The 25,925-nt window shown below is 62.4% G+C and carries 22 protein-coding genes; 11 read left to right on the top strand and 11 right to left on the bottom strand.

Annotated features, from left to right (window positions below):
• Positions 1-41: 41 nt before the first annotated feature.
• A complete protein-coding gene (locus NMG46_RS19880) occupies positions 42-2,000 on the bottom strand; it encodes an acetoacetate--CoA ligase (protein WP_254819296.1) in 1,959 nt (652 codons plus the stop codon).
• Between the two features lie 183 nt (positions 2,001-2,183).
• On the opposite strand from NMG46_RS19880, the gene NMG46_RS19875 reads away from it, so the two are divergent.
• Entirely contained in the window at positions 2,184-4,034 is a 1,851-nt protein-coding gene (locus NMG46_RS19875) for an AsmA family protein (protein ID WP_254819295.1), read from the top strand.
• Positions 4,035-4,043: 9 nt separating this feature from the next.
• On the opposite strand, the gene NMG46_RS19870 is transcribed toward NMG46_RS19875, so the two are convergent.
• The 7 genes from NMG46_RS19870 to NMG46_RS19840 all read right to left on the bottom strand — a co-directional run bounded on the left by NMG46_RS19870 (position 4,044) and on the right by NMG46_RS19840 (position 12,184).
• Entirely contained in the window at positions 4,044-4,862 is an 819-nt protein-coding gene (locus tag NMG46_RS19870) for an ABC transporter permease (RefSeq protein WP_254819294.1), read from the bottom strand.
• A complete protein-coding gene (locus NMG46_RS19865; protein ID WP_254819293.1) occupies positions 4,859-5,827 on the bottom strand; it encodes an ABC transporter permease subunit in 969 nt (322 codons plus the stop codon). Before NMG46_RS19865 ends, NMG46_RS19870 begins: the two co-directional genes overlap by 4 nt.
• Before the next feature lie 9 nt (positions 5,828-5,836).
• The gene (locus NMG46_RS19860; RefSeq protein WP_254819292.1) at positions 5,837-6,976 is read right to left on the bottom strand and encodes an ABC transporter ATP-binding protein; all 1,140 of its coding nucleotides are present in this window, start codon (positions 6,974-6,976) and stop codon (positions 5,837-5,839) included.
• A 74-nt stretch (positions 6,977-7,050) separates the two neighbouring features.
• Positions 7,051-8,148, bottom strand: coding sequence for a polyamine ABC transporter substrate-binding protein (locus NMG46_RS19855; RefSeq protein WP_254819291.1), 1,098 nt, complete (start codon positions 8,146-8,148; stop codon positions 7,051-7,053).
• A gap of 349 nt (positions 8,149-8,497) precedes the next feature.
• Positions 8,498-9,451, bottom strand: a complete 954-nt coding sequence (locus tag NMG46_RS19850; RefSeq protein ID WP_254819290.1) for a DMT family transporter — start codon at positions 9,449-9,451, stop codon at positions 8,498-8,500.
• A gap of 182 nt (positions 9,452-9,633) precedes the next feature.
• Positions 9,634-10,509 (bottom strand): DUF2167 domain-containing protein, encoded by an 876-nt coding sequence (locus tag NMG46_RS19845; protein WP_254819289.1) that lies wholly within the window; start codon positions 10,507-10,509, stop codon positions 9,634-9,636.
• Between the two features lie 223 nt (positions 10,510-10,732).
• Complete coding sequence (locus NMG46_RS19840) at positions 10,733-12,184, bottom strand: short-chain fatty acyl-CoA regulator family protein (RefSeq protein ID WP_254819288.1); 1,452 nt, start codon at positions 12,182-12,184, stop codon at positions 10,733-10,735.
• Between the two features lie 237 nt (positions 12,185-12,421).
• Here NMG46_RS19840 and aceA point away from each other — a divergent pair, with 237 nt between their 5' ends.
• Together aceA and NMG46_RS19830 are read left to right on the top strand one after the other, a co-directional pair.
• Positions 12,422-13,711, top strand: coding sequence for an isocitrate lyase (gene aceA / locus NMG46_RS19835; RefSeq protein ID WP_254819287.1), 1,290 nt, complete (start codon positions 12,422-12,424; stop codon positions 13,709-13,711).
• A gap of 70 nt (positions 13,712-13,781) precedes the next feature.
• Positions 13,782-14,024, top strand: a complete 243-nt coding sequence (locus NMG46_RS19830; protein ID WP_023719402.1) for a hypothetical protein — start codon at positions 13,782-13,784, stop codon at positions 14,022-14,024.
• Positions 14,025-14,089: 65 nt separating this feature from the next.
• On the opposite strand, the gene NMG46_RS19825 is transcribed toward NMG46_RS19830, so the two are convergent.
• Positions 14,090-14,551, bottom strand: a complete 462-nt coding sequence (locus tag NMG46_RS19825) for a RidA family protein (protein ID WP_254819286.1) — start codon at positions 14,549-14,551, stop codon at positions 14,090-14,092.
• 430 nt (positions 14,552-14,981) lie between these two features.
• Here NMG46_RS19825 and NMG46_RS19820 point away from each other — a divergent pair, with 430 nt between their 5' ends.
• A complete protein-coding gene (locus tag NMG46_RS19820; protein ID WP_254819285.1) occupies positions 14,982-15,371 on the top strand; it encodes a response regulator in 390 nt (129 codons plus the stop codon).
• A gap of 32 nt (positions 15,372-15,403) precedes the next feature.
• Here the strand turns inward: NMG46_RS19820 and NMG46_RS19815 are convergent, their stop codons facing one another.
• Positions 15,404-16,120, bottom strand: a complete 717-nt coding sequence (locus NMG46_RS19815; RefSeq protein ID WP_254819392.1) for an HAD family hydrolase — start codon at positions 16,118-16,120, stop codon at positions 15,404-15,406.
• Positions 16,121-16,287: 167 nt separating this feature from the next.
• On the opposite strand from NMG46_RS19815, the gene NMG46_RS19810 reads away from it, so the two are divergent.
• The 4 genes from NMG46_RS19810 to NMG46_RS19795 all read left to right on the top strand — a co-directional run bounded on the left by NMG46_RS19810 (position 16,288) and on the right by NMG46_RS19795 (position 20,565).
• On the top strand, positions 16,288-17,721 hold the full coding sequence (locus tag NMG46_RS19810; RefSeq protein ID WP_254819284.1) for a glutamine synthetase family protein: 1,434 nt from the start codon (positions 16,288-16,290) through the stop codon (positions 17,719-17,721).
• Positions 17,722-17,786: 65 nt separating this feature from the next.
• Positions 17,787-18,155: a four helix bundle protein gene (locus tag NMG46_RS19805; protein WP_254819283.1), complete on the top strand. Its 369-nt coding sequence runs from the start codon at positions 17,787-17,789 to the stop codon at positions 18,153-18,155.
• Positions 18,156-18,215: 60 nt separating this feature from the next.
• Positions 18,216-19,502 carry an FAD-binding oxidoreductase gene (locus NMG46_RS19800; RefSeq protein ID WP_254819282.1) on the top strand — a complete coding sequence of 429 codons (1,287 nt, stop codon included), beginning with the start codon at positions 18,216-18,218 and terminating at the stop codon, positions 19,500-19,502.
• 259 nt (positions 19,503-19,761) lie between these two features.
• On the top strand, positions 19,762-20,565 hold the full coding sequence (locus NMG46_RS19795; RefSeq protein WP_254819281.1) for an SH3 domain-containing protein: 804 nt from the start codon (positions 19,762-19,764) through the stop codon (positions 20,563-20,565).
• Between the two features lie 63 nt (positions 20,566-20,628).
• Here the strand turns inward: NMG46_RS19795 and NMG46_RS19790 are convergent, their stop codons facing one another.
• Complete coding sequence (locus NMG46_RS19790) at positions 20,629-21,375, bottom strand: SDR family oxidoreductase (protein ID WP_254819280.1); 747 nt, start codon at positions 21,373-21,375, stop codon at positions 20,629-20,631.
• A gap of 272 nt (positions 21,376-21,647) precedes the next feature.
• Here NMG46_RS19790 and zwf point away from each other — a divergent pair, with 272 nt between their 5' ends.
• The 3 genes from zwf (at position 21,648) to edd (ending at position 25,708) form a co-directional block, all read left to right on the top strand.
• On the top strand, positions 21,648-23,117 hold the full coding sequence (gene zwf, locus NMG46_RS19785; protein WP_254819279.1) for a glucose-6-phosphate dehydrogenase: 1,470 nt from the start codon (positions 21,648-21,650) through the stop codon (positions 23,115-23,117).
• Positions 23,099-23,812, top strand: a complete 714-nt coding sequence (gene pgl / locus NMG46_RS19780) for a 6-phosphogluconolactonase (protein WP_254819278.1) — start codon at positions 23,099-23,101, stop codon at positions 23,810-23,812. Before zwf ends, pgl begins: the two co-directional genes overlap by 19 nt.
• Positions 23,813-23,884: 72 nt before the next feature.
• Positions 23,885-25,708 (top strand): phosphogluconate dehydratase, encoded by a 1,824-nt coding sequence (gene edd, locus NMG46_RS19775; RefSeq protein ID WP_254819277.1) that lies wholly within the window; start codon positions 23,885-23,887, stop codon positions 25,706-25,708.
• The last annotated feature ends 217 nt before the right edge of the window (positions 25,709-25,925 follow it).

Genomic DNA, 25,925 nt, shown 5'->3' with positions numbered 1-25,925 from the left:
ATACCTGAGACCTCAAAACGGCTCCCGCCTTGGATCCCGGGTCAGTCGGCAAGCTGCGGCAGGTTGCGGAACAGCTCGAGCGCTTCGGGATTGGCGAGCGCTTCCTTGTTCTTGATGGCGCGGCCATGCACCATGTCGCGTACCGCGAGCTCGGTGATCTTGCCCGATTTGGTGCGCGGAATATCGCTGACGGCGACGATCTTGGCCGGCACGTGGCGCGGGCTCGCCCCGATGCGGATTTTCGCGCGGATGCGTTTTTCCAGCTCGGCATCGAGCTCGACGCCTGCCGCCAGCCGCACGAACAGCACCACGCGAACGTCATTGTCGAAATCCTGGCCGATGCATAGTGCTTCGAGGATTTCCGGCATTTGCTCGACCTGATTGTAGATCTCCGCCGTGCCGATCCTGACACCGCCCGGATTGAGCGTGGCGTCGGAACGGCCATGGATGATCAGGCCGCCATGGGCGGTCCATTCGGCGAAATCGCCGTGGCACCAGACATTGTCGAACCGTTCGAAATAGGCGGCTCGGTATTTCCTGCCGTCAGGGTCGTTCCAGAAGCCGAGCGGCATCGCGGGAAACGCCTTGGTGCAGACGAGCTCGCCCTTCTCCTGGCGGAGCGGCCGGCCGTCATCGTCCCAGACATCGACGGCAAGACCGAGCCCAGGCCCCTGGATCTCGCCGGTCCATACCGGTTCGATCGGCACGCCGAGCACGAAGCAGGAGACGATATCGGTGCCGCCGGAAATCGAAGCCAGATGCACGTCCTTCTTGATGCCTTCGTAGACGAAGCGGAAATCTTCCGGCGATAGCGGCGAGCCGGTCGAGGAAATGGTGCGCACGCTGGAAAGATCATGCGTGCGGATCGGCTTGAGGCCGGCCTTGCGCACGGAATCTATGAATTTGGCCGAGGTGCCGAAATACGTCATCTTCTCGGCATCGGCGAAGTCGAACAGCGTATTGCCGTCCCGGTAGAAGGGCGAGCCGTCGTAGAGCAGCAAGGTGGCACCCGACGCCAAGCCCGACACCAGCCAGTTCCACATCATCCAGCCGCAGGTGGTGAAGTAGAAGAAGCGGTCGCCGTCGAGCAGGCCGGCATGCAGCCGTTCTTCCTTGACGTGCTGGATCAGCGTTCCGCCGGCCGAATGGACAATGCATTTGGGGATGCCGGTCGTGCCGGACGAAAACAGGATGTACAGTGGATGCGAAAACGGCAGCCTCTCGTAGCTGACAGACCTGGCGGCAAAGGGTGACAGCGCCTCTTCCAGCGCGGCCGCCTTGCCGATGGTCGCGGCGACGTCGAGCGAGGTGCCGAGATAGTCGACAATGAGTATCTTGCGGACGGTGGCGAGCTTGCCCGCCACGGCCGCGACCTTGTCGGCGACTTCGATCGCCTTGCCATTGTACCAGTAGCCGTCCGGCGCGATGAATATGACCGGCTCGATCTGGCCGAACCGGTCGAGAACGCCCTGCTCACCAAAATCCGGGGAGCAAGACGACCAGACGGCGCCGATCGAGGCCGCCGCCAGCATCGCAGCAACGGTCTCGGGCATGTTGGGCATCATCGCGGCGATGCGGTCGCCCTTCTTCACCTTGAGCGACAGGAAAAGCTGCTGCAGGCGCGAGGTCAGCGCATGCAGCTCGTTCCAGGACAGCCGCCGCTCGACCTTGTCCTCGCCGCGAAAAACGATTGCGTCGCCAAGCCCGGTTTTCTTGAGGAGATTCTCGGCGAAGTTCAGCTTCGCATCAGGGAAGAAGGTCGCGCCGGGCATCTTGTCGCCATCGATCAGCACGCGTTCGCCCTTGTCGCCGACGATGCCACAAAAGTCCCAGACCAAGCTCCAGAAGGTCTCGCGGTCATCGATCGACCAGCGATGCAGGTCGGCATAGGAGGAGAAAGACTCGCCGGCCATGCTCGCCGCGGCGTTCATGAAGGCGGTCATCGGCGCCGCGTCGATCTGCTCTTGCGTCGGGATCCAGAGCGGTGCGTCGTCAGCCATCATTGTTCCTCCGCAGGCTGCATCGCTTATGCAATATCGCGATGCAGCAGAGCAAGATTTTGTTGGACCGCGCCGGTCAGGGTGTGCGCAAATGCCATCGCCGGGCCATAAAGACTTGAAATGCGTCAGCCGTCGGTTACACCCGTCGGGCGATTTTGTCGGAATGGAAGCATACAGGGCGATATGCCATCACCTTTGATCCGACGCGGAATATGGGCGATCGGCGCAGCCGTCATCGTCATCGCGCTGGTCGTCGCAGCCTTGCCGCTGATCGCCTCGACCCGCATCGTGCGCGACCGCATCGCGTGGGAAATGAGCGCCTGGAGCGGTTTCCGGGTCAACATCGACGGCGCGCCGCGCATCGAGGTCTGGCCGAATTTCCGGGCGATCCTGAGCGACGTGACGCTGTCGCAATGGACAGAGACGGATGCGCCGCCCGTGGTCGAAGCCGAACGGGTCGAGGTCGACCTTTCGGCGATGGCGGCGCTGCGTGGCGACGTGGTGTTTTCGACGGCGCGGCTGGTACGACCGACGATCCGGGTTCAGCGTACCGCGACCGGGTTTTTCCTGCCTGCGATTCCCAGCGGCGGGCGCATTACGCGTTCGATCGATGCTGCCCGCGCGGTGATCAACACAAATCCCGCCAAGCCGGATCTCGGCAAGCTGCCAACAGATCCGTTCGGCACAGTCGAGTTCAGGGACGGCCGCGTGGTGGCTGCCATCGGCGGCAAGGACCAGGAGATATTGAGCAGCCTGAGCGGCCAGGCGAACTGGGCCGCGATGAACAGCAATGCGACGCTGTCGGCGACCGGGATATGGCGCGGCGAAAGTGTTGCCATCGACGCCGCATCGCCGAACCCGCTTGTGTTGTTTGGCGGCGGCACAGCACCGGTCACGTTTTCCTTCAAGGCGGCGCCGGCCAGTTTTTCGTTCGACGGCCGCGCCAGCATGTCGGAAAACGGCTATTTCGACGGCCAGGCAAAATTCGCCGCACCTTCGCTCCGACGTGTGCTCGAATGGTCGCAGGCCGGCATCGCGCCCGGTGCGGCAATCGGCTCGATCTCGGTTTCAAGCAAGATCACGGCGACGGCCGGGCGCGTCAAATTCGAAAACACCGCCCTGACCCTCGACAACAACCCCGGAATGGGCGCGCTGGACTTCACCTACGGCGAGGCATTGCCGGTGATCTCCGGCACACTTGCCTTCGATACGCTCGACCTCAGATCATTTCTCTCCGCCTTTGCCCCGGTGCCATCGGCCGGCGGCACCGATCCGGGCGAAATCGATACGAGCTTCGCCGACCGGATCAATCTCGATCTCAGGCTGTCGGCGGCGCATGCCACGGCCGGCGCCATCCAGCTTGCCGACGTCGCCGCCACCGCCCAGGTCAAGAACGGCCTTGCCGTCTTCGACATCTCGGATGCATCCGCCTTTGGCGGCAACGTCCAGAGCAGCGTCCGTTTCGACCGCAAGCCCGCCGGCACGGAAGTCGAGATCCGGCTGCTTGCTTCCGATATCGACGGCGGCGCTTTCGGCACCGCGGCCGGGATGACGCGGCTGGTGCCGATCGGCACTGGAACCGTTTCGGTCATCCTCAAGGGGCCTGGCAGAACCTGGGACTCCATTTTCGAAAACGCCAATGGCTCGCTGTCCGCGACGTTCGGCGCGGGCGCGCTGAGCCGGCTTAATCTGCCGGCGTTCCTCAAGCACACCGAACAGGGCGGATTCTTCGCGCTGGACGACGTCTCGGACGGAACGCTGCCGATCGACGGGGCCGAGCTCAAGGCGAGCATTTCGAACGGCGTGGCGCGCATCGACAAGGCCGAGGTGAATTCCGCGCAATACAAGATCTGGCTTTCCGGCATTGCATCCTATGCCGGACGCGGGCTGGCACTGTCCGGCGGCATCGTCCGGCCGAGCCAGGCTGGCACGCAGACGAACGGCCAGGAACCCAATCAGTCGTCGTTTTTCGTCGGCGGCACGTGGAGCACGCCGTTCATCTCGCCGGTAAGCCGCGGCGTTTCAGGAGAGTAAGCCGCAGCTTTAACCGCGCTGCGCGGCCTGCTCGTCGCGCTGGCGCTGCACTTCGCGGCTCTTGTTGACAAGCGAAGCGATGATCACACCGACGGCGACAACGGCGATCAGGATGGTGCAGGCGGCGTTGATTTCCGGCGTCACGCCGAGGCGAACTTGGCTGTAGATCTTCATCGGCAGTGTCGTGGCGCCGGGACCCGAGGTGAAGCTGGCAATAACCAGGTCGTCGAGCGAGAGCGTGAAGGCCAGCATCCAGCCGGAGACGATCGCCGGCATGATGACCGGCAGCGTGATCTGGAAGAAGGTCCTTACCGGCGGTGCACCGAGGTCCATCGCGGCTTCTTCCAGCGACCGATCGAAGGTGATCAGGCGCGACTGCACCACCACCGCGACGAAGCACATGGTCAGCGTGGTGTGGGCAAGCGTCACCGTCAGAAAGCCGCGGTCGAGGCCGACGGCGACGAAGAGCAGCAGCAGCGACAGTCCGGTGATGACTTCGGGCATGACCAGCGGCGCAAACACCATGCCCGAAAACAGAAGCCGGCCGCGAAAGCGCGTGTAGCGTGTCAAGGTGAGCGCCGCCAGCGTGCCGAGCACGGTCGCCACGGTTGCCGAGATAACGCCGACCCGGGCCGTCACCCAGGTGGCGTCCATCAGGCCCCGGTTGTGGAACAGCGAGACGTACCATTTCGTCGAGAAGCCGCCCCAGACGGTGACCAGCTTCGACTCGTTGAAAGAGAACACGACGAGCAGGACGATCGGCAGGTAAAGAAAGGCAAAGCCGAGCACGATCGAAATGACGTTGAAGCGGCTCCAGGTGGCGTTCATTGGTCTTGCTCCTGAGCACGCGCCTGGGCCCGCTGGAAAATCATGATCGGCACGATCAGCAGCAGCAGCAGGATGACGGCAACGGCGGACGACACCGGCCAGTCACGGTTGGCGAAGAACTCGTTCCACAGCGTCCTGCCGATCATCAGCGTCTGCGAGCCGCCGAGCAGGTCGGGAATGACGAACTCACCGACTGCGGGAATGAACACCAGGAGGCAGCCGGCGATGACGCCGGGCAGCGACAACGGAAAGGTGATCTTCCAGAAGGCGCTGGTCGGCGGGCACCCGAGATCCTTCGCCGCCTCGATCAGCGTATGGTCCATCTTCTCCAACGACGAATAGAGCGGCAGCACCATGAACGGCAGATAGGAGTAGACGATACCGATGAAGATAGCCGTATAGGTGTTGAGGATGATCAGCGGCTGGCTGATGATGCCGCTGGCGAGCAGCAGCTGGTTGAGCAGGCCCTCGGGCTTGAGGATGCCGATCCAGGCATAGACACGGATCAGGAACGAGGTCCAGAACGGCAGGATCACCAGCATCAGCAAGGTCGGGCGGATCGTCGCCGGAGCGCGCGCCATGCCATAGGCAATGGGATAGCCGACAAGCAATGTCAGGACTGTCGAGATGGCGGCGACGACGACGCTCGTCACATAGGCGTTGAAGTAAAGCGCATCCTGCGTCAGCCACGTGTAGTTGTCGAAATTGAGCGCGCCAAGCCCCGAGATGAACCCGGGAATGCCGCCGCGGAAGTCGAGCACCGGCGTGTAGGGCGGCATGGCGATCGCCGTCTGCGACAGCGAAATCTTGAAAACGATGATGAAGGGGACAAGAAAGAAGAACAGCAGCCAGAGATAGGGGACGATAATGACGAGACGGCTAACGAAAGCCGCGCTCAGCCTGGCCGGGGCGGATTTGCCGGCAGCATTTGCCGGAGAGCTTGTTGCGGCGGTGACAGCGGACATGATCAATCCCTACCGTGTCAGCACGACGCCGGCGTCAGGGCGGAAGGAAATCCAGGCGCGGTCGTTCCAGCTCAGCGGATCCTCGGTGAGGCGTGCCGCGTTCATGGTGCTTGCCCGCACCACCTGACCATCGTCCAGCCTGACGTGATAGACGGTCATGTCACCGAGATAGGCGATATCGTAGACCTCGCCCTGGATGGCATTGACGGCACCGGCGGGTTTCGTCGAGGACACCTTGATCTTCTCCGGCCTGATGGCGAAGGTGACGGATGTCCCGGCGGCGGCACTGCCGGCGTTTTCGGTTCGGATGGTGATGCCGTTGCCGGCATCGATGCTTGCGCTGCCGGCCTCGCCAGCCGCGATCCTGCCGTCGAACATATTCACGTTCCCGACGAAGCCGGCGACGAAGCGCGAGCCCGGCGCTTCGTAGACCTCGGCCGGTGTCGCCACCTGCATCACCTCGCCCTTGTCGATGATGGCGATGCGGTCGGCCATCGTCATCGCCTCTTCCTGGTCATGGGTGACGACGACGAAGGTGAGGCCGAGATTCTGCTGCAGGTCCATCAGCTCAAACTGGGTTTCCTCGCGCAGCTTCTTGTCCAGCGCGCCAAGCGGCTCGTCGAGCAGCAAGACTTTCGGGCGCTTTGCCACCGAGCGCGCGAGCGCGACGCGCTGGCGCTGGCCGCCCGACAATTGGTGCGGCTTGCGCTTGGCGAACTGCTCGAGCTTGACCAGCTTCAGCATCTCGGCGACGCGCTTTTCGATATCGGCCTTGACCATGCCTTCCTGCTTGAGGCCGAACGCGATGTTGTTCTCGACCGTCATATGCGGAAACAAGGCGTAGGACTGGAACATCATGTTGACCGGCCGCCGGTAGGGCGGAATGCCGCGCAGATCCTGGCCGTCGAGCATGATGCGGCCGGCGGTCGGCTCCTCGAAGCCGGCAAGCATCCTGAGCAGCGTCGATTTCCCGCAGCCTGAGGCTCCAAGCAAGGCAAAGAATTCGCGTTCGAAGATGGTCAGCGACAGGTTGTTGACCGCCGTGAACTCACCGAATTTCTTGGTGACGTTGTCGAACTGGATGTATGGCTTGGCGTTCGGATCGTTCCATGGCGCGAAATCCCTGCGGATGCTGCCAAGCGATTTCATGTCCCACTCCGTCCTGCTGCTTGCCCCATGAGAAAGCGGGCCCGGCAGCCGGCTGCCGGGGCCTGGGCAGATTGTTATTGGCCAGTGACGATCTTGGTCCAGGTGCGGGTGATGATGCGCTGGGTCTTGGGATCGTAAGGCGAGACGGTGTAGAGCTTCTGCAAGGTGGCGGCGTCTGGATAGATCGCCGGATCTTCCAGGATCGCCTTGTCGATGAACTGCTGCGAAGCCTTGTTGCCGTTGGCGTAGAGCACATAGTTCGACGATTTGGCGATCACTTCGGGCTTCATCATGTAGTTCAGGAACTCATGCGCTTCGGCGACATGCTGCGCGTCGGCCGGGATCGCCATCTGGTCGAACCACATCTGCGCACCTTCCTTCGGCACGGAGTAGCCGATCTCGACGCCCTGCTTGGCTTCGTCGGCGCGGTTGCGGGCCTGGAAGACGTCACCCGACCAGCCAACCGCCAGGCAGATGTCACCATTGGCAAGAGCGTTGATGTATTCGGACGAGTGGAACTTGCGGATATAGGGCCGGACCTTCAGCAATGTTTCTTCGGCCTTGGCGATCTCATCGGGCGATGTGCTGTTCGGGTCGAGGCCCAGATATTTCAATGCCGCCGGTATGATGTCGGCCGGCGAATCCAGCACATAGACGCCGCAGTCCTTCAATTTGGCCAGGCTTTCGGGATTGAAGAACACGTCCCAGCTGTCGATCTTGTCGGTGCCGAGCGCTGCCTGCACCTTCTTGATGTTGTAGCCGATGCCGACAGTACCCCACATGTAGTTGATCGAATATTCGTTGCCGGGATCATATTTGGCGGTCCGTTCCATGACCGTGTCCCACATATTGGAAATGTTCGGCAGTTTCGACTTGTCGAGCTTCTGGAACACACCCGCCTGGATCTGGCGTGCAAGGAAATTGCCGCTCGGCACGACGACATCGTAGCCGCTGCCGCCGGCGAGCAGCTTCGTTTCCAGGATCTCGTTGGAATCGAAAGTGTCGTAGACGACCTTGATGCCGGTTTCCTTGGTGAAGTCGTCGATGATCGAACTGTCGATATAGTCCGACCAGTTGAACACGTTGACGACGCGATCCTCGGCATGCGCGCCCAAGGTGAAAACTGCCAGAAACGCCGAAGTCGCCGAAAGCCAGAGCGCTTTGCGGGTCATGCTATTCTCCTTTGCTGAGTGTTCCGTCGCCAGCTCGTCGCGGCGTCCGCGCGGCTGGGCATTTGCTTCAGGGTATTGGGCTTGCAGGCAGGCGACAAGCGCGAATTGCCGGCGCCATTATGGTTCGGCGACGAGGCGACAGCGAAGACTTGGCGTGGCGTTGCTGGTGTTCCGGCGCCGTCGGAAGCTTTCGCTACGGCGCGGGCAGGAAGACGATGTTGTCCGGCCTCGATGCGGCCGGCATGGAGACTTGGCAAGATACGCCTGTCTTGTTGTTGCCGTGATCGCAGCCTGCCCGCGCGGCCGCGACATTGTCAATGGTTCATCTCGCTTTGACGCGTGCGCTGCATCAATTAGGCGACGGCACACCGGTGACGCCCGCTCGCGCGGGCCGCGTCTGACGCTTGAATTCGAGCCCGATATGGACGAGCAGCGCGGTGACGACGACCGCACCGCCGACGATGGTGCGCGCCGACGGCACCTCGGAATGGATGAGCCAGACCCAGATCGGGCCAAGGATCGGTTCGAACGTGCCGAGCAGCGCCGCGACGGCGGCCGGAACAAGCCGGGCGCCGGTGGCGAAGAAGGCGAGGCCGAGTCCCAGATTGATCACGCCAAAGACAAAGAGAAAGCCCATATCGTGGCTCGAGATGCCGAGGGCCGACGCTTGCGATGCCGCAAAGGCGGCCGCCAGCATCGTGCCGAGGCAAGTCGCCGGGGTCATGCGCACATGGGCAAAGCGGCGCGTGATGACGGTGGCGACCGAGAACATGACGGCGATGAGCAGCGCCAGCCCGTCACCGATAGGCGATACCGCGCCATCGAGCGATTCCGACACCATGATGGCGACGCCGGCAATGACGGCGGCAATCGCCAACCAGGTCGCCACCGCCACCCGTTCGCGAAACAGCGCCCAGGCAAACAGCGCCGCCAGAAGCGGCACGCCGGCCTGCATCAACAGGATGTTGGCGACGGTGGTATAGGCAAGCGCGACGACGAAAGAGGTCGACGCCGTGGCGAAGCAGAACGCCACCGCAAGGCCGGCCAGGCCCATGCCACGAAACAGCTTCAGCGTGCCACGCCAGCCGTCGCGCCAGACCATGAAGCAGAGCAGGAAGGCAGCGGCCCAGACCGAGCGCCAGAACACCACCGTCCAGCTGTCAGTGTTGTCGATGAAGCGCGCAATTGTGCCGCCAAAACTCCACATCAGCGCCGACAGGAATACCAGCAGGAAACCGACGCGTTCCCCTTGCGGCGACACGATCGGCGAGGCGGCAACCGGAGATGATGCGGTATCGGTCATGGGTGCGACTGTCGGCGAATTCGGAGCAGCACGACGTGCAATGGACGACAGAGACGTGCCTCATTCGGGTAACGCAAAGCAGAAGGCCGGGCGTGATCCAGTTCAATGTTCCGTTTGGCGCACTGATGAGGGCGCCTCGCCCTCGCCCGGCGATGATCCGAGGCGACCTGTCGACGATCGCTTTACGACGTGCCCCTGTTGCCGCGGATAAAGCGCCAGAGACCGGCCAGCGGAACCAGCAGGAGCAGGCCAAACTTTTTCAGCGCGATCAGCGCCACGACCAGAAAACCTGCTTTCGCCGCCAGCTTTCCGGCAATCAGGCCACCGACGCCAATCGCCGCAACGGTATCGACGCCCGGCACGAAATCGGCGTATGTCTTGCCGGTATTGAAGTCCGCGAGGCCAAGCACTTCATCCAGGCTTTGCCTTATCTCCGGCAATTGTTCCACCGTCGCGATATAGCTCATCACGAAGACGCCCTCCCTGCCAAGGAAACGGACGTCGTAGTTGAGCGTATGGGCGGCATCGTTCCCAAATTGCAGCTCCTTGGCCCAGTGCAGGCGCTTGTGGGCCGCGTCATAAACCGGCGGCGACGCCCAGCCGATCAGCGTAATGGGCGCATAGCCGTCCTTTACCCTCTGATCGTTGCCGGACAGAGTGTCTGACTGCATGTTGCGCAGCAGTTCATTGTAATCGATGGACGCGGCGTCACTGTCGTCGACGTAACCAATCTTTTCCCAGCGCAGCTCTATCCCCCAATTGTTATCGGCAATGGGATCATGGGAGACTGGAAAGATCATGCCGAGGGCATCGGAACCAGAGTCGGGCGGATTGCCCCAGGCTTCGGTGAGGACGGAGAGCGTGTCCTTCTTGTCCAGAAAATAGAACTTGTCCTTGAGATCGAGATGGATGCCTTCGGCAAGATTTATCGCGCCGGTCTTCGGATCGATCTTGTCCAGGAACGCCTTGCCGGCATCATTATACTGTTGATAGGACTTGAAGAAATCCGAGGACTTTTCAGCCAATGCGGGATCGGCCACCGAAAACGCGAGCGCCAAGCCAAGCCAAAAAACTGTCCTGCCCGTCATTGATCCCCCGACCGTTGCGCAGTTCTTTTTTTTGATACCGTACTGTCAATGCTGAATCAATATTCGGCTGAATCAATATTTTGGCTGAACCAATATTTTGGCCGGCAGCTGCGAACCAGCTTACTGGTTGCCGCCGCAGGAACAGATGAGGTTCTTCGGTCGAAGATTCAGCCGCAATATTGCTGGAGCCGAATCACTGAAAATCGAATGCCGACAGCCCCGTCACCATCTCATCGAGGCCGAGCGGGCGTGTAACGGGTGGCTCGGCGCGGGCGAGGCAACCGATGCGCTCGCACAGCCGGCAGGCAGGGCCGACCGGCGTCGCCGTCGCCGTGGCGCTCTGTCCGGTCTTGCCGATGGCAGCTGGCCTCGGCAACGCCGCTCCATAGACGACCTCGTCGCTAAAACCGATGTCGCAGCCGAGCAGCAGCGCGGTGCGGCGCGGCCGCTCGGCAAACGAGCCCTGCGGCCCCTCGAGCGTGCGGGCAATGCAGAGAAACGCTGCACCGTCCGGCATTTCCACCGCCTCGACCAGGATCTGGCCGGGCTGGGCGAAGGCGGCATGGACCGGCAGCCTCGGACAGCCGCCGCCGAAGCGGCTTTGCGGAAAGCCGTGGCTGCCCGCCTTGCGGAACCGATTGCCGGCACTGTCGACCTCGAGCATGAAGAACGGCACACCTGACGCACCCGGCCGCTGCAGCGTGGCCAGCCGGTTCGCCGCCTGCTCGAAGGAAACGCCGAAGCGCGACCGCAACATGTCTATGTCGTAGCGGGTGCGGACCGCAGCGGCGTGAAAAGGCTGATAGGGCATCATCAGCGCGTGCGCGGCATAGCGGCCGAGCTCGAAACGCGCCAGCCGGCGGGCTTCGTCCGTGGTCAGCTTCAGCGCCTGGATCTCGGCGGCGACAGCGACGCTCATGCGGATCAGGCAGGCCTCCATAGCCACCTCGCGCAACTGATCGAATGGCGACAGGCGCTCGGACAGGAACAGGCGTTGCGAGTGACGGTCATAGCGACGGCGCCAGTTGGGCATGGTGGCGACCGGCAGTACCTTGACGACGATACCGAATTCACGCCGCAGCCAAGCCTTCAACGCACTGAACAGATCGTCGCCGGGATCGAGCACCGACGTGAATGCCTCGGCTTCCTCTTCGAGCGCGGGAAAATGATTCGGCCGGCGTTCGAAAATCTCATGCACCTCGTCGATCGGCAGCCGGGCACCGGAGAGTGCGGTGGCCTTGCCCTCGCGCGCGAGCAGCTCGTTGAGATCCGATAATCGCTTGGCCTGCTCGCGATAGGCGCGAAACAGTTTTATCACAGCGGCGGAAGCGTTGGGCGCCGCCTCGGCAAGCTCGATGAGTTCCTGGTCGCCCGGCAGTTCGCCGGCCAGCAACGGATCTGAAAACACTTCCTTCAAATCGGCGACCGACCCCCTCGCCTCGCCTTGCAGTTCGTGCGGGTCGACCTTGTAGACGGATGCCAGCCTCAGGATCAACTGCACCGTCAGCGGCCGCTGGTTGCGCTCGATGAGATTGAGATAGGACGGCGAGATGCCGAGCCCTTCGGCCATCGCCGTCTGGGTTAGCCCCTTGGCGTTGCGGATGCGACGAATGCGCGGCCCGGCGAAGATTTTATGGTCGGCCAATCGACTGCCCTTGACAGAATTTACATCCGCCGATGGCATGGCGGCCTTTACAACCATGACAGATTTACCGCTCTCATTAGTCAAACACAACACAGGTTTTCTCTTATTTTCTGGCTAATCTGGAGGTTTACCTCGCTTGCGTCGTGCCGGTGTGTAAATGATCTCACACATGGCGCACACATTTTTCCCTCTGCGACGCCATCCGAAAACCGGCATCAAACCCGCCTGGAGTGACCAATGACCGACTTTTACAATCTTGTTCCGTCGGCGCCGCAAGGCCGCTTTGATGGCATCGAACGGCCTTATTCGCCGGAGGAGGTGAAGCGGCTGCGCGGCTCGGTGCAGATCCGGCAGAGCCTCGCCGAAATGGGGGCAAACCGGCTGTGGCAGCTCATCCATGAAGAGGATTTCGTCAACGCGCTGGGTGCCATGTCGGGCAACCAGGCGATGCAGCAGGTGCGGGCCGGGCTGAAGGCGATCTATCTGTCGGGATGGCAGGTCGCCGCAGATGCCAACACCGCTTCCGCCATGTACCCGGACCAGTCGCTCTATCCCGCCAATGCGGCGCCCGAACTGGTCAAGCGCATCAACCGCACCCTGCAGCGCGCCGACCAGATCGAGACTTGCGAAGGCAAGGGGCTGTCGGTCGACACCTGGTTCGCGCCGATCGTCGCCGATGCGGAAGCCGGCTTCGGCGGGCCGCTCAACGCCTTCGAGATCATGAAGGCATTCATCGAGGCGGGTGCGGCCGGCGTCCATTACGAGGACCAGCTGGCTTCGGAGAAGAAATGCGGCCATCTCGGCGGCAAGGTGCTGATCCCAACCGCCGCACACATCCGCAATCTCAACGCGGCGCGCCTTGCCGCCGACGTCATGGGCACGCCGACACTGGTCGTGGCGCGCACCGACGCGGAAGCGGCAAAGCTCCTGACCTCCGACATCGACGAACGCGACCGGCCCTTCGTCGATTATGGTGCCGGCCGTACGGCGGAGGGCTTCTACCATGTCAGCAACGGCATCGAGCCCTGCATCGCCCGTGCCGTCGCCTATGCGCCCTATGCGGACCTGATCTGGTGCGAGACCTCCAGGCCCGATCTGGGGCAGGCCAGGACGTTTGCCGAGGGCGTGCGCAAGCATCATCCAGGCAAGCTGCTTGCCTATAATTGCTCGCCGTCTTTCAACTGGAAGAAGAATCTCGATGACGCGACGATTGCGAAGTTCCAGAAGGAACTCGGCGCCATGGGTTACAAGTTCCAGTTCATTACGCTGGCCGGTTTCCACCAGCTCAATTTCGGCATGTTCGAGCTCGCCCGCGGCTACAAGGAGCGGCAGATGGCAGCCTATTCGGAACTGCAGGAGGCGGAATTCGCCGCGGAAGCCTATGGCTACACCGCCACCAAGCACCAGCGCGAGGTCGGCACCGGCTATTTCGACGCCGTCTCGATGGCGATCACCGGTGGCCAGTCTTCGACCACGGCCATGCATGGATCGACCGAGCACGCCCAATTCAGGCCGGCGGCGGAATAGCAGACAAACAGAGGGAACGCCCAAACGGGCATGGCAACACAACAGGCATGGCAACACAGGGAAAAGACCAATGGCATCGATAAGCCGCGTCAAGGAACGGGCCGAAGAGCAGGCCACCAGCATGAATGTCGACCAGCAGGCGACCATCCGAATGCTGGCGAACGATCTGCACAGGCTCAATCAGTCGGTAATGAAGGCGGTCGAGGCCGGCGTCTCGGTCGAACTGGTGCGCTCGGCACGGCACCATGGCGGCGACGGCAACTGGGGCGACCTGCTGATCCCGGTCATCGTCACGCAACGGAGCCACGACTGATGAATTCTACCGCACCGCGCCGTTTTTGAGCGCATGTTATCGCACCCCGCACGCCGCGGCTCTGCCTAGTCCGGCAGAGCCGCTAGTGCAACGATTTCAATGACAAGATCAGGCTGCGCAAGTGCTGCAACGCCGATAACTTCCGAGGGCGGCGGGTTGTTGTAGCTGCAGTGCTTCGGGCAGTGCTCGGCAAAGAATTCGTCCAGGACGTCCAGGCGAAAATTGGGAGAGCTCAGAACGCCGCCATCGGGAAATGGCCCCTTAACAAAGAAGGTCAGTCTGATGAGATGGTCGAGCGCAGTGCCAAGCTCTTCCAGGTCTGATTTGATGTTGGTGAGAATTTCGCGCCACTGCGCGGCCGCACCGCCGACGGCGCCGCCGCCGCTTTTGCCGATCGGATCGTAGTCCTCGACGGTCGCGGTGTTTCCGGAAAGATAGACAAACCCCTTTGCGCCGGTAACGACCGTACCCTTTCCCCACGGCATCAACCGGCCATTTTTGAATTTCTTGTGAGTCACGAGTTCCATTGTCATCTCCCGTCGATCAAAGAGACGTGCTTAGCCAACGAGGAAGGGTAGTCCGCCGAGACGATACGACAAGCTCGCGACAGACCTGCCTCGCCTTCATCCAATCTTTCGTCAACCCGGCTACGGCTGCGAGTTGGTGCGTTCGCGCTGCAAAGCTCAAGTTCACTGGAGCCTGCCCCGTTGTGGTGGCAACTTCTCCTTCGGGCGGCGACAAAGAAAGCACTTAATTTTAATTTTAATGTTTCTTGCGATATTCTCCTGATATGCCATTTGAGCTTGACATGAGCAGTGATCTCACGCCAATTACCGCTCGAGTTTCAACCCTGCATTGAAATGTTGAACAACGGCCTGCCCCGCCATGTGCCCAGCGAATCGCGATATCGAGCCTGCAAAACAGCCGCCTTTCGTTAGCCGGGACATGGAGACGCGGATGCTGCCGGATTTCTCGCGGGTGCTGGTGGTCGGAAAATCACCGATCAACCGCGTCGTGGTTTCAAAAATCGTGGAGCGGTCCGGCCTCAAACCGATCTCGGAAACTCCCGAAACCGCGGCAAAGGCCTTGCAGGCGCTGATACCCGGGACTGTCGTTCTCGACGGCGGCGCGGAGAACGGGGACTGCGACGCCTTGCTGTCGGGTATCGATGCACTGCGAAGGGCGTCAGGCAGATCGCTTCCGTCGGTGATCCTGCTTTCGGTCAAGACCGGCACTCCGGAGAGCCTGGGCCTGTCGAGCGTCGTCGATGTGGTGGTCGTCAAGCCGATCACCACCGAACGGCTGCAGCCGGTGATTGACCGGCTGGTCGGGGTCGGCCGCAACTGACCTCTACGGCGACGCGCCGACCGCAGACCTGATCAATCAATCTCGCCGATACGCTCGATCAGGCCTGGCAGTTCACCGAGATTGGCTATCTGGCGAAAGCGCGGTGCTGAGACCGGCGGCTCGACATGCTCCAGCACCCAGGTCAGTTCATGCGGCACGTGGATGCCCCAACTGCCGGCTTCGATGGCCGGCACGACGTCCGATTTGAGCGAGTTGCCGACCATCATGCCCTTTTCCGGGCCATCGCCGTGGCGGCTGAAGATGCGGCTATAGGTGGCAGCGCTCTTGTCGCTGACGATTTCGACCGCATGGAACAGCGCTCCCAGTCCGGATTGCGCCAGCTTGCGTTCCTGGTCGAACAGGTCGCCCTTGGTGATCAGCACCAGGCGGTAGGCGCCGGCCAGCTTTTCCACGGTCTCGCGCGCATACGGAAGCGGCTCGATCGGATGGCTGAGCATCTCGCGGCCCGCGGCGAGAATTTCGGCGATCGTTGAGGCCGGCACCTGGCCCTCGGTGACCTCGATAGCCGTCTCGATCATCGACAGCGTAAATCCCTTGATGCCGAAGCCGTAGACCGCGAGGTTGCGCTTCTCGGCCTCCAACAACCTTGCTGAAATCCGGTCCTCCTCGGCGTGATCGGCGAGCAGTGCGGCAAAGCGCGTCTCGGTCATGCGGAAGAACTGTTCATTCTGCCACAGCGTGTCATCGGCGTCGAAGCCGATCGTCGTCAGTTTGCGGCTGTGTTGCATGCGGCCCATTAATTGCAGCGTCGCGGGAGGCCGACCCTAGACCAAGAGGCCTTTATCCGGAAGTCGTTGTGTTTCCCCGATTATCGAGGCGCATGCCAGCCAGCTCCCCTTCCCTTCCGTCGTCGGCAACAGCTATACTCCACAATCTGCAACAAATCTGGTGATTGATGCCGCCTGCAAAAAAGGAAGTCCGTCCGTCGAGCCGCGGAGGACGCGCCCGCACGCCTGCCTTCGTGAAAAACCAACGTGGCGTCAAGAACTGGAAAGAAGTCAGCGCCTGGCTACAATGGCGCGGCATCGAAGACATCGAATGCATCACGCCCGACCAGGCCGGGGTTGCGCGCGGCAAGATGATGCCATCGAAGAAATTCACCTCCAATACCTCGCTGGCACTGCCTTCGGCGGTGTTCATGACGACGATTTCCGGCGGCTATCCGGAGGACGGCAACGGCTTCCACTATCCGGAGGACGATGGCGACCTCAAGCTGATGCCCGACCTCTCGACGCTGACCGTGGTGCCGTGGGAGGAGGACCCGACGGCGGCGGTTATCTGCGACCTCGTCCACCAGGACGGCCGCTCGGTCGAGTTCACGCCGCGCAACGTGCTGAAGCGCGTGCTCGCCGCTTATGACAGACGCGGGCTGAGACCGGTCGTGGCGCCCGAGATCGAGTTCTACCTGGTGCGCAAGAACCCCGATCCGGACTACCCGCTCACCCCGCCTGTCGGGCGCTCCGGGCGGCCGATCGGCGGCGGCGCCGGCTATTCGATCGCCGGGGTCAACGAATTCGACGAACTGATCGACGACATCTATCATTTCTCCGAAAGCCAGGGCCTGGAGATCGACACGCTGATCCACGAGGAGGGCGCCGGCCAGCTCGAAATCAATCTGCGTCACGGCGACCCGATCGAGCTCGCCGACCAGGTGTTCATGTTCAAGCGCACCATCCGCGAGGCGGCGCTGAAGCACGAAATCTACGCCACCTTCATGGCCAAGCCGATCCAGGGCCAGCCCGGTTCCGCCATGCATATCCATCAGTCGATCATCGACAAGAAGACCGGCAAGAACGTCTTTTCGGCGGAGGACGGCTCGGAGACCGACGCCTTCTTCCACTTCATCGGCGGCATGCAGAAACATGTGCCGAACGCGCTGGTGATGTTTGCGCCCTACGTCAATTCCTACCGGCGGCTGACGCAGTCGGCCTCGGCGCCGGTCAACAACAAATGGGGCTACGATAACCGGACCACGGCCTTCCGCGTGCCCCGCTCCGACCCGGCGGCGCGGCGCGTCGAAAACCGCATTCCCTCCTCTGACGCCAACCCCTATCTGGCGCTGGCGGCATCGCTCGCCTGCGGGCTGATCGGCATGACCAACAAGATCCAGGCCGAGCCGCCGGTTCTGACGACCGCCAACGAGGACCAGATCGACCTGCCGCGCAGCCTGCTCGAAGCCGTCGACCTGTTCGAGGCCGACGAGGAACTCTGCGCCCTCCTCGGCAAATCCTTCGCAGCGACCTATGCGGCGATCAAGCGAGCGGAATTCGAGACCTTCATGGAAGTGATCAGCCCGTGGGAGAGGGAGTATTTGCTGCTGAATGTGTAGTAGGGGAGTAGGCGAGTAGGGGAGTAGGGGAGTAGGGGAGTAGGGGAGTAGGGGAGTAGGGACGAATGGCTGAGAAAACGGGTTCCTACAAGGATTTGATAGTCTGGCAACAGGCAATGGACCTTGCGGTGGCGGTTTACGGCGCGACGAAATCGTGGCCCAAGGAAGAACTTTATGGACTGACCAGCCAAGTGCGGCGCGCTGCAAGCTCGGTGCCGTCGAACATTGCGGAGGGATATGGCAGAGAGATCCGAGGCTCCTATCAACAATTTCTCCGTATCGCTCAAGGATCATTGAAGGAACTGGAAACTCAGCTTCTGATAGCCGAGCGTACCGGCATCGCGCAAAAAGCAACGGCGGCCTCACTATTGGCGAGTACCGAAAGCGTCGGAAAGCTTCTTCGACTTCTAATTCGCAAACTTTCAGCCGATTAAAGCGCCTATTTCCCCTACTCCCCTACTCCCCTACTCCCCTACTCCCCCACTCCGAGCACCATGCCCTACCAATCCCCAATCTCCCCCGGCCGCTCCTGGTACGAAGACACCGCCGGGCCAAGGCCCGAATATCCGGCGCTCGACGGCGACCGGACATGCGATGTCGTGATTGTCGGCGGCGGCTTTACCGGCCTGTCGGCGGCGGCTCACCTCGCCAAGACAGGCGCGGATGTCGTGCTTATCGAAACGCATCGTTTCGGTGACGGCGCATCGGGCCGCAATGGTGGCCAGCTCGGCACCGGACAGCGGGCCTGGGCAGAGGAGCTGGAAGCGGAATACGGCTTTTCCCGCGCCAAGGCGCTGTTCGACCTGGCCGAAGAGGCCAAGGCGCATCTGCTCGACTTCGCCGCGGTCAACCAGATCGAGATCGACTATATGCCCGGCCAAATGTCGGTGGCGCACAAGAAGCGCTATGTCGACGACTACAAGGCTCATGCCGAGATCATGGCAAACCGGTTCGGTTATCCGCACATCTCATTCATGGATGCCGCGGAGACTGCCGAGCGGCTCGGCTCGACGCATTATTTCGGCGGCACCCGCGATACCGGCACCGGCCACATCCATCCGCTGAAGCTGGTGATCGGCACCGCGAAAGTCGCGACACAGGCCGGCGCAAAGCTTTTCGAGCAGACGCCGTCGACCGGCATCACCTCCGGCGGCGGCAAGGTCAGGGTTGCGACGCCGAAGGGCACGATTACCGCCGCTAAATGCCTGATCGGGGTCAACGCCTATGGCGGCACGCTCGAACCGGTGAGTGCCGCGCATATCATGCCGATCGGCTCCTTCATCGGTGCAACGGTGCCGCTGGGAGCCGATTCCAAAGTGTTGCCGGGTGGCGAGGCGGTCGACGATTCGCGCTTCGTCGTGCGCTATTTCCGCAAATCGAAGGATGGGCGGCTGCTGTTTGGCGGGCGCGAGATCTACGCGGTCAACGATCCCAAGGACATCCACATCCACATCCGCCGGCAGATCGCCGAGATCTATCCCTCATTGAAGGACGTCGAGATCACCCATGGCTGGGGCGGCTATGTCGGCATCACCGTGCCGAGAAAGCCATTCGTGCGCGAAGTGATGCCCAATGTGATCTCGATCGGCGGTTATTCCGGCCATGGCGTCATGCTGTCGAACTTTTTCGGCAAGCTTTATGCCGAGACGGTCGCCGGCAACCGCGACCGGCTGAAGCTGATCGAGGACCTGAAAATTCCTCCCTTCCCCGGCGGCCGGCGTTTGCGCGCGCCATTGCTCTTTCTTGCGCTCAACTGGTACGCGTTGCGGGACAGGATTTAACCAGACGTTGCGGAATCCTTAACCTGGGCGCAGAATTCCCGCCAAGGGCGCAGTGATGCCACAATCGCGGGCGAAAGATGATGCTCGTGGGCAGCTGAACGGGGTATTTTGCGGGCTTGCCCGCTTTTGGTTTGGGACCGATGCCGATCGAAATGCCGGCTCTCCGGCAAGGGGTCGTAAGAACATCGGCCCGCAAATGGAGGTGGCAAGAGTGAGAGAGCCCTTCAGTTTCGGCGCGCCGGAACGACGGCGCCTTGCGATGCAATTCGGTTACGATATGCGGCCGACGTTCTGGCATGGGGTCCGGTCGAACGCGCATCTGGTAATCGCCGCGCTTGGCACGGCCGCACTGCTCGGCGTTGCCGCGGTGGCACTATGGCTGGCATTGCCGGCAAATGAGCGACAAGCGGCCGCAAGCCCTGAGCAGATCGTTCCGACCATCCCGGTCAAGACGACAAAGATCATGCCTGCCAAGGTCGCTGCGGCGCCGCGGACGACGGGCAAGGCAGATGCGGTTTCCCCGGCGGTTGCCGCTGCGGAAGCCGAGATACCGGCTCTGGCTCCCAACGATCCGCGCTGGACGGGGCCAAAGACGGCATCGGCCGCCGCCACGGCAGCATCCGACCAACTGGCAAGCCAGACCGAGCAGGCGGCCGATAAATCGTCCGCCGCGGTGGCGTTTGCTGACCCCGCAGCGAAGCCCGACGCTGCGGCACTGTTTGCCAAAGTGGCGGCTCCCGGCAGCTCGACGAAAAACACAGGGCCAGACGGTGCTCAGACCGCCGCCATCCCGACACCCAAGCCGCAACTACCGGCAACGCAGTCCGCGAGTGAGGACGGCGACGGCGCCAAGGCAAAATCCGGAAAAGCCAATACTGCGGGTACCGGACGCATCCTGAGATCCGTCACCATGCGGATCGGCCCGAAGAAGAATGCTGCCGCCATTCTCACCGTGCCTGCCAAGACCTCGGTGCAGGTGATGAGCTGCAAGCAATGGTGCCAGATCGTCTACAACGGCAAGCGGGGCTGGGTGTACAAGAGCTACGTCAAAACCGGGGCGTAAGGCCGGCACAGCGATCGCGGGTGGCTCGCCATCAGCCAGTCCTGCGCCTGACGACCCGGCCGTTCAAATACAACGTCCGCCGTCGACTTCCAGCGCCACGCCAGTGATGAAAGCCGCTTCGTCCGAAGCAAGCCAAAACGCGGCATTGGCAATATCGAGCGGCGTCGAAAGCCGGCCGAGCGGGATCGATGCGCGGAACTTCTCGCGGATCTCGGGTGTGTCGGCGCCCATGAATTTCGCGAGCATGCCGGTCTCGCCGGCAACTGGGCAGAGGCAGTTGACGCGGATGTTCTTCGGCGCGAGTTCCACCGCCATCGATTTGGTCGCGGTGATCGCCCAGCCCTTCGATGCGTTGTACCAGGTGAGGCCAGGCCGCGGCCTGATACCGGCCGTGGAGGCCGTCGTCAGGATGACGCCACCGCCTTGCCGGTCCATGACCGGCACCACGGCAAGCGCTGCGTGGTAGATCGCCTTCATGTTGACAGCTGTGATCAGGTCGAAGGTCGCTTCGTCGACTTCCAGCATGTCACCGTTGCGATGGGTGTAACCGGCATTGTTGACCATGATGTCGATGCGGCCGAAGGCGCTCATTGCCGCATGGACCATGTCGTCGAATTCGGACCGCAGCGAGACGTCGGTCTGGGTCCAGATCGCCTTTTCGCCGATCTCGCCGGCAACGCGCTCCGCGCCCTTGGCGTTCAGATCCGCGACGACTACCCGCGCGCCCTCCTCGGCAAAGCGCCTGGCCATGCCCTCGCCAAAGCCCGAGGCAGCGCCGGTGATGATGGCGACTTTGTTTTGCAGGCGCATGCTTTTCTCACTCATCGTTGAAGGCGATCGACGACGCCTTTGGCCAGGCCATCGAAAGATGTGCGTCCATCGACGATTTCTCCTTTGGCTTTCACTGCCATCCGGCACTATGCTGCACCTGCGAAGGTTCCGGAAGCATCGCTTGCCGACAAGCCTCCGCCTAGCGCCCGTGTCAAGAGCACACGCGGATGTGACGCAATGGCACTGGCAAGTTTAAATCGATTAGATTATATCAGCCGCGTTATCGCGACCGGCGTCACAGCGGACAGACCATGACCAGCCAGATCATTCCCGTCGACCCCTTCGACTTCATCATTTTCGGCGGCACCGGCGACCTGTCGGAACGTAAGCTTCTGCCGTCGCTGTACCACCGGCAGCGCGACCACCAGTTTTCCGAGCCGACGCGCATCATCGGCACATCACGTTCGAAGATGACCGACGAGGAATTCCAGTCGTTCGCCAGGCAGGCGATTGCCGATCATGTGAAACCGGAGGATATCGACGCCACGGAACTGAAGACGTTCCTCGCGCGGCTCTCCTATGTCCCGGCAGATGCAACCACAGGTGCCGGCTTCGACAGGCTGAAGAAGGCGATCGGCGACAGCGAACACATCCGCGCTTTCTATCTGGCGGTGGCGCCGGCGCTGTTCGGCGACATCTCGCACAAGCTGAAGGAGCACGGGCTGATCACGCCGAATTCGCGCATCGTGCTGGAAAAGCCGATCGGCCGCGATCTCGCTTCGGCGCGCGCGCTCAACGACCTGGTCGGCGACGACTTCCATGAAAGCCAGATTTTCCGTATCGACCACTATCTCGGCAAGGAGACGGTTCAAAACTTGATGGCGCTGCGCTTTGCCAACGCGCTCTACGAGCCGCTTTGGAATTCCGCCAATGTCGATCATGTGCAGATCACCGTGGCCGAGACGGTCGGCCTGGAAGACCGCGTCACCTATTACGACAAGGCCGGCGCATTGCGCGACATGGTGCAGAACCACATGCTGCAGCTGCTCTGCCTGGTCGCGATGGAGGCGCCGTCGTCGATGGACGCCGATGCTGTCCGTGACGAAAAGCTGAAGGTGCTGCGGGCGCTGAAGCGCATCAACGGCAACGAAGCGCCGAAGCACACGGTGCGCGGGCAATATCGTGCCGGCGCCTCGGCCGGCGGGCCGGTGAAAGGCTATGTCGAGGAACTCGGCAAGAACAGCAACACCGAGACTTTCGTTGCGCTCAAGGCCGAGATCGGCAACTGGCGCTGGGCGGGCGTGCCGTTCTACCTCCGAACCGGCAAGCGGCTGGCGACCCGCGTTTCGGAGATCGTCATCGAATTCAAGCCGATCCCGCACTCGATCTTCGGCGAGAGCGCCGGGCCGATCTCCGCCAACCAGCTGGTCATCAGGCTGCAGCCCGACGAAGGCGTCAAGCAGTTCATCATGATCAAGGATCCGGGGCCGGGCGGCATGCGGCTGCGCCAGATCCCGCTCGACATGAGTTTTGCGCAATCCTTCGACGGCCGCGCCCCCGATGCCTATGAGCGGCTGATCATGGACGTCATCCGTGGCAACCAGACGCTGTTCATGCGCCGCGACGAGGTCGAGGCGGCGTGGAAATGGATCGACCCGATCCAGGACGCCTGGGAAAGCGGCAGGCAAGAGGCGCAAGGCTACACCGCCGGCACGTGGGGCCCCTCGGCCTCGATTGCGCTGATCGAACGCGACGGGCGGACATGGCACGAGAGCAATTAGGCGGCGCCTACAACTGGCACGAATTTGCCGGACGCCAGGAGCTGGCGACAGCGCTTGCCGGCCACGTCGCCGGCCGTCTGTCAAAGGCGATCGCCGAGCGCGGCACGGCACTGCTCGCGGTCTCGGGCGGCACGACGCCGGCGAAATTCTTCGCGGCGCTTTCGACCGTTCCGATCGCCTGGGAAAAGGTGACGATAACATTGGTCGACGAGCGCTTCGTGCCGCCCTCATCGCCGCGCTCCAATGCCGGCCTGGTTGCCGCCAACCTGCTGCAGAACGCGGCCGCGGCCGCGAATTTCGTGCCGCTCTACCGCGCCGCGGCAAGTATCGAGGGTGCAGCGGTCTCCGACGGTGAGGCGCTGCAAGTGCTGCCCTGGCCACTCGACGTCGTTGTGCTCGGCATGGGAACTGATGGCCACACCGCCTCGTTCTTTCCGGATGCCGACAACCTGGCAAGATTGCTCGATCCGTCGTCGCAAAGGATCGTGCTTCCGGTTCACGCGGCAAGCGCCGGCGAGCCACGGCTGACGCTGTCATTGGCGCGGATCATCAATGCCGCCTTCATCGCGCTGCATATCGAGGGCGCGGAAAAACGCACCGCATTCGAGGCCGCGCTTGGAACTGGAACACGAAAGCCCATTCGCGCCGTGCTCGATGCCACTCAAAAGCCCGTAGAGGTTTTCTGGGCACCCTGATCTCAACTTGGCTGCAGGTCCCGGCAACAGCCGGAAGGTGTTGCGGGACCTCGCCTGAAAGGACCGACCGCCATGACCGCAAGACGCGACATCGAAGCCATCACCCAGCGCATCCGTGAGCGCTCCAAGCCCGGTCGCGAGGCCTATCTCGGCCGCATCGCCGAAGCCTCGAACCGCACCGCCAACCGGGCCGTGCTGTCCTGCGGCAACCTGGCCCACGGCTTTGCCGTCTGCAGCCCTTCCGAAAAGGTAGCGCTTGGCGGCGACCGGGTGCCGAACCTCGGTATCATCACCTCCTATAACGACATGCTGTCGGCGCATCAGCCTTTCGAGACATTTCCGGCGCTGATCAAGGACGCGGCGCGCGAGGCCGGCGGCATCGCCCAGGTGGCCGGCGGCGTGCCGGCGATGTGCGACGGCGTCACCCAGGGCCAGCCCGGAATGGAGCTGTCGCTGTTCTCGCGCGACGTGATCGCCATGGCCGCGGCAATCGGCCTGTCGCACAACATGTTCGATGCCGCCGTCTATCTCGGCGTCTGCGACAAGATCGTGCCGGGGCTGGTGATCGCGGCGCTGACCTTCGGCCATCTGCCGGCGGTCTTCATCCCGGCCGGGCCGATGACGACCGGCATTCCGAACGACGAAAAAGCCAAGATCCGCCAGCTCTATGCCGAGGGCAAGGCGGGGCGGGCCGAACTGCTCGAAGCGGAATCAAAATCCTATCACGGGCCGGGAACCTGCACTTTCTACGGTACCGCCAATTCCAACCAGATGCTGATGGAGATCATGGGCCTGCACACGCCTGGCGCTTCCTTCGTCAATCCCGGCACGCCGTTGCGCGACGCGCTAACCAGGGAAGCGACGAAGCGGGCGCTGGCGATCACCGCGCTCGGCAACGCCTACACGCCAGTCGGGCGGATGATCGACGAGCGCTCGATCGTCAATGGCATCGTCGGCCTGCACGCAACCGGCGGTTCGACCAACCACACCATCCACCTGATCGCCATGGCAGCGGCGGCCGGCATCGCCATTACCTGGCAGGACATCTCCGATATCTCGGAAGCGGTGCCGCTGCTGGCGCGGGTCTATCCGAACGGCCTTGCCGATGTGAACCATTTCCACGCCGCCGGCGGGCTCGGCTTCCTGATCCGCGAACTGCTCGACGCGGGCGTCCTGCATGAGGATGTGCAGACTGTGTGGGGCGAAGGGCTGCGCCCCTACGCGGTCGAGGCCAAGCTCGGTGTAGACGGCGGCGTCGTGCGCGAGGCCTCCCCGCGCCAAAGCGGCGACGAGAAGGTGCTGGCACCGTTCAAGAAGGCGTTCCAGCCGAGCGGCGGGCTGAAAGTGCTTTCAGGCAATCTCGGCCACGCCGTCATCAAGACATCGGCGGTCAAGCCGGAGCGGCGCATCATCGAGGCGCCGGCCAAGGTGTTCGACAGCCAGCAAGGGCTGAACGAGGCGTTCAAGGCGGGGTCGCTGACCGGCGACTTCATCGCCGTCATTCGGTTCCAGGGTCCGAAGGCCAACGGCATGCCAGAATTGCACAGGCTGACCACCGTGCTCGGCATCCTGCAGGACCGCGGCCAGCATGTGGCGCTGGTCACCGACGGCCGCATGTCGGGCGCTTCAGGCAAGGTGCCGGCGGCGATCCACGTGACGCCGGAAGCGGCGGAGGACGGGCCGATCGCCAGGATCCATGACGGCGATATCATCAGGCTCGACGCCGAGGCCGGGACTCTCGAAGTGCTGGTGCCGGCCGGCGACTTTGCCCTGCGCCGGCCCGCCGACAGCGACCTCATAGGCAATGAATTCGGCTTCGGCCGCGAGCTTTTCGCCGGGTTCCGGCAGTTGGTAGGCCGCGCCGACCATGGCGCCAGCGCCTTCGGTACAGCGTGACCTTTTCGGAGAGCGGCCAATCGCTGCTCTCCCTCTTTGCTCCTGCGCAATTCCGGACGGAAACCGTTCCACACTTTTCCTGGAATTGTTCTAGCAGGCTGTTGAAGAAGTATGTCGCGCGGCCTTGAGGATGACCTCATCGCCGTTGTGATAGGCAAACGTGATTTCGATGGAGCCATCGTCGAGCAATTCGGCATGGCCATCGCCTGTGACTTCG

Origin of the sequence: Mesorhizobium sp. LMG 17147, from assembly GCF_024297145.1 — a bacterium.
Lineage (GTDB): Bacteria > Pseudomonadota > Alphaproteobacteria > Rhizobiales > Rhizobiaceae > Mesorhizobium.
This window is presented reverse-complemented; position numbering and strand designations above follow the sequence as displayed.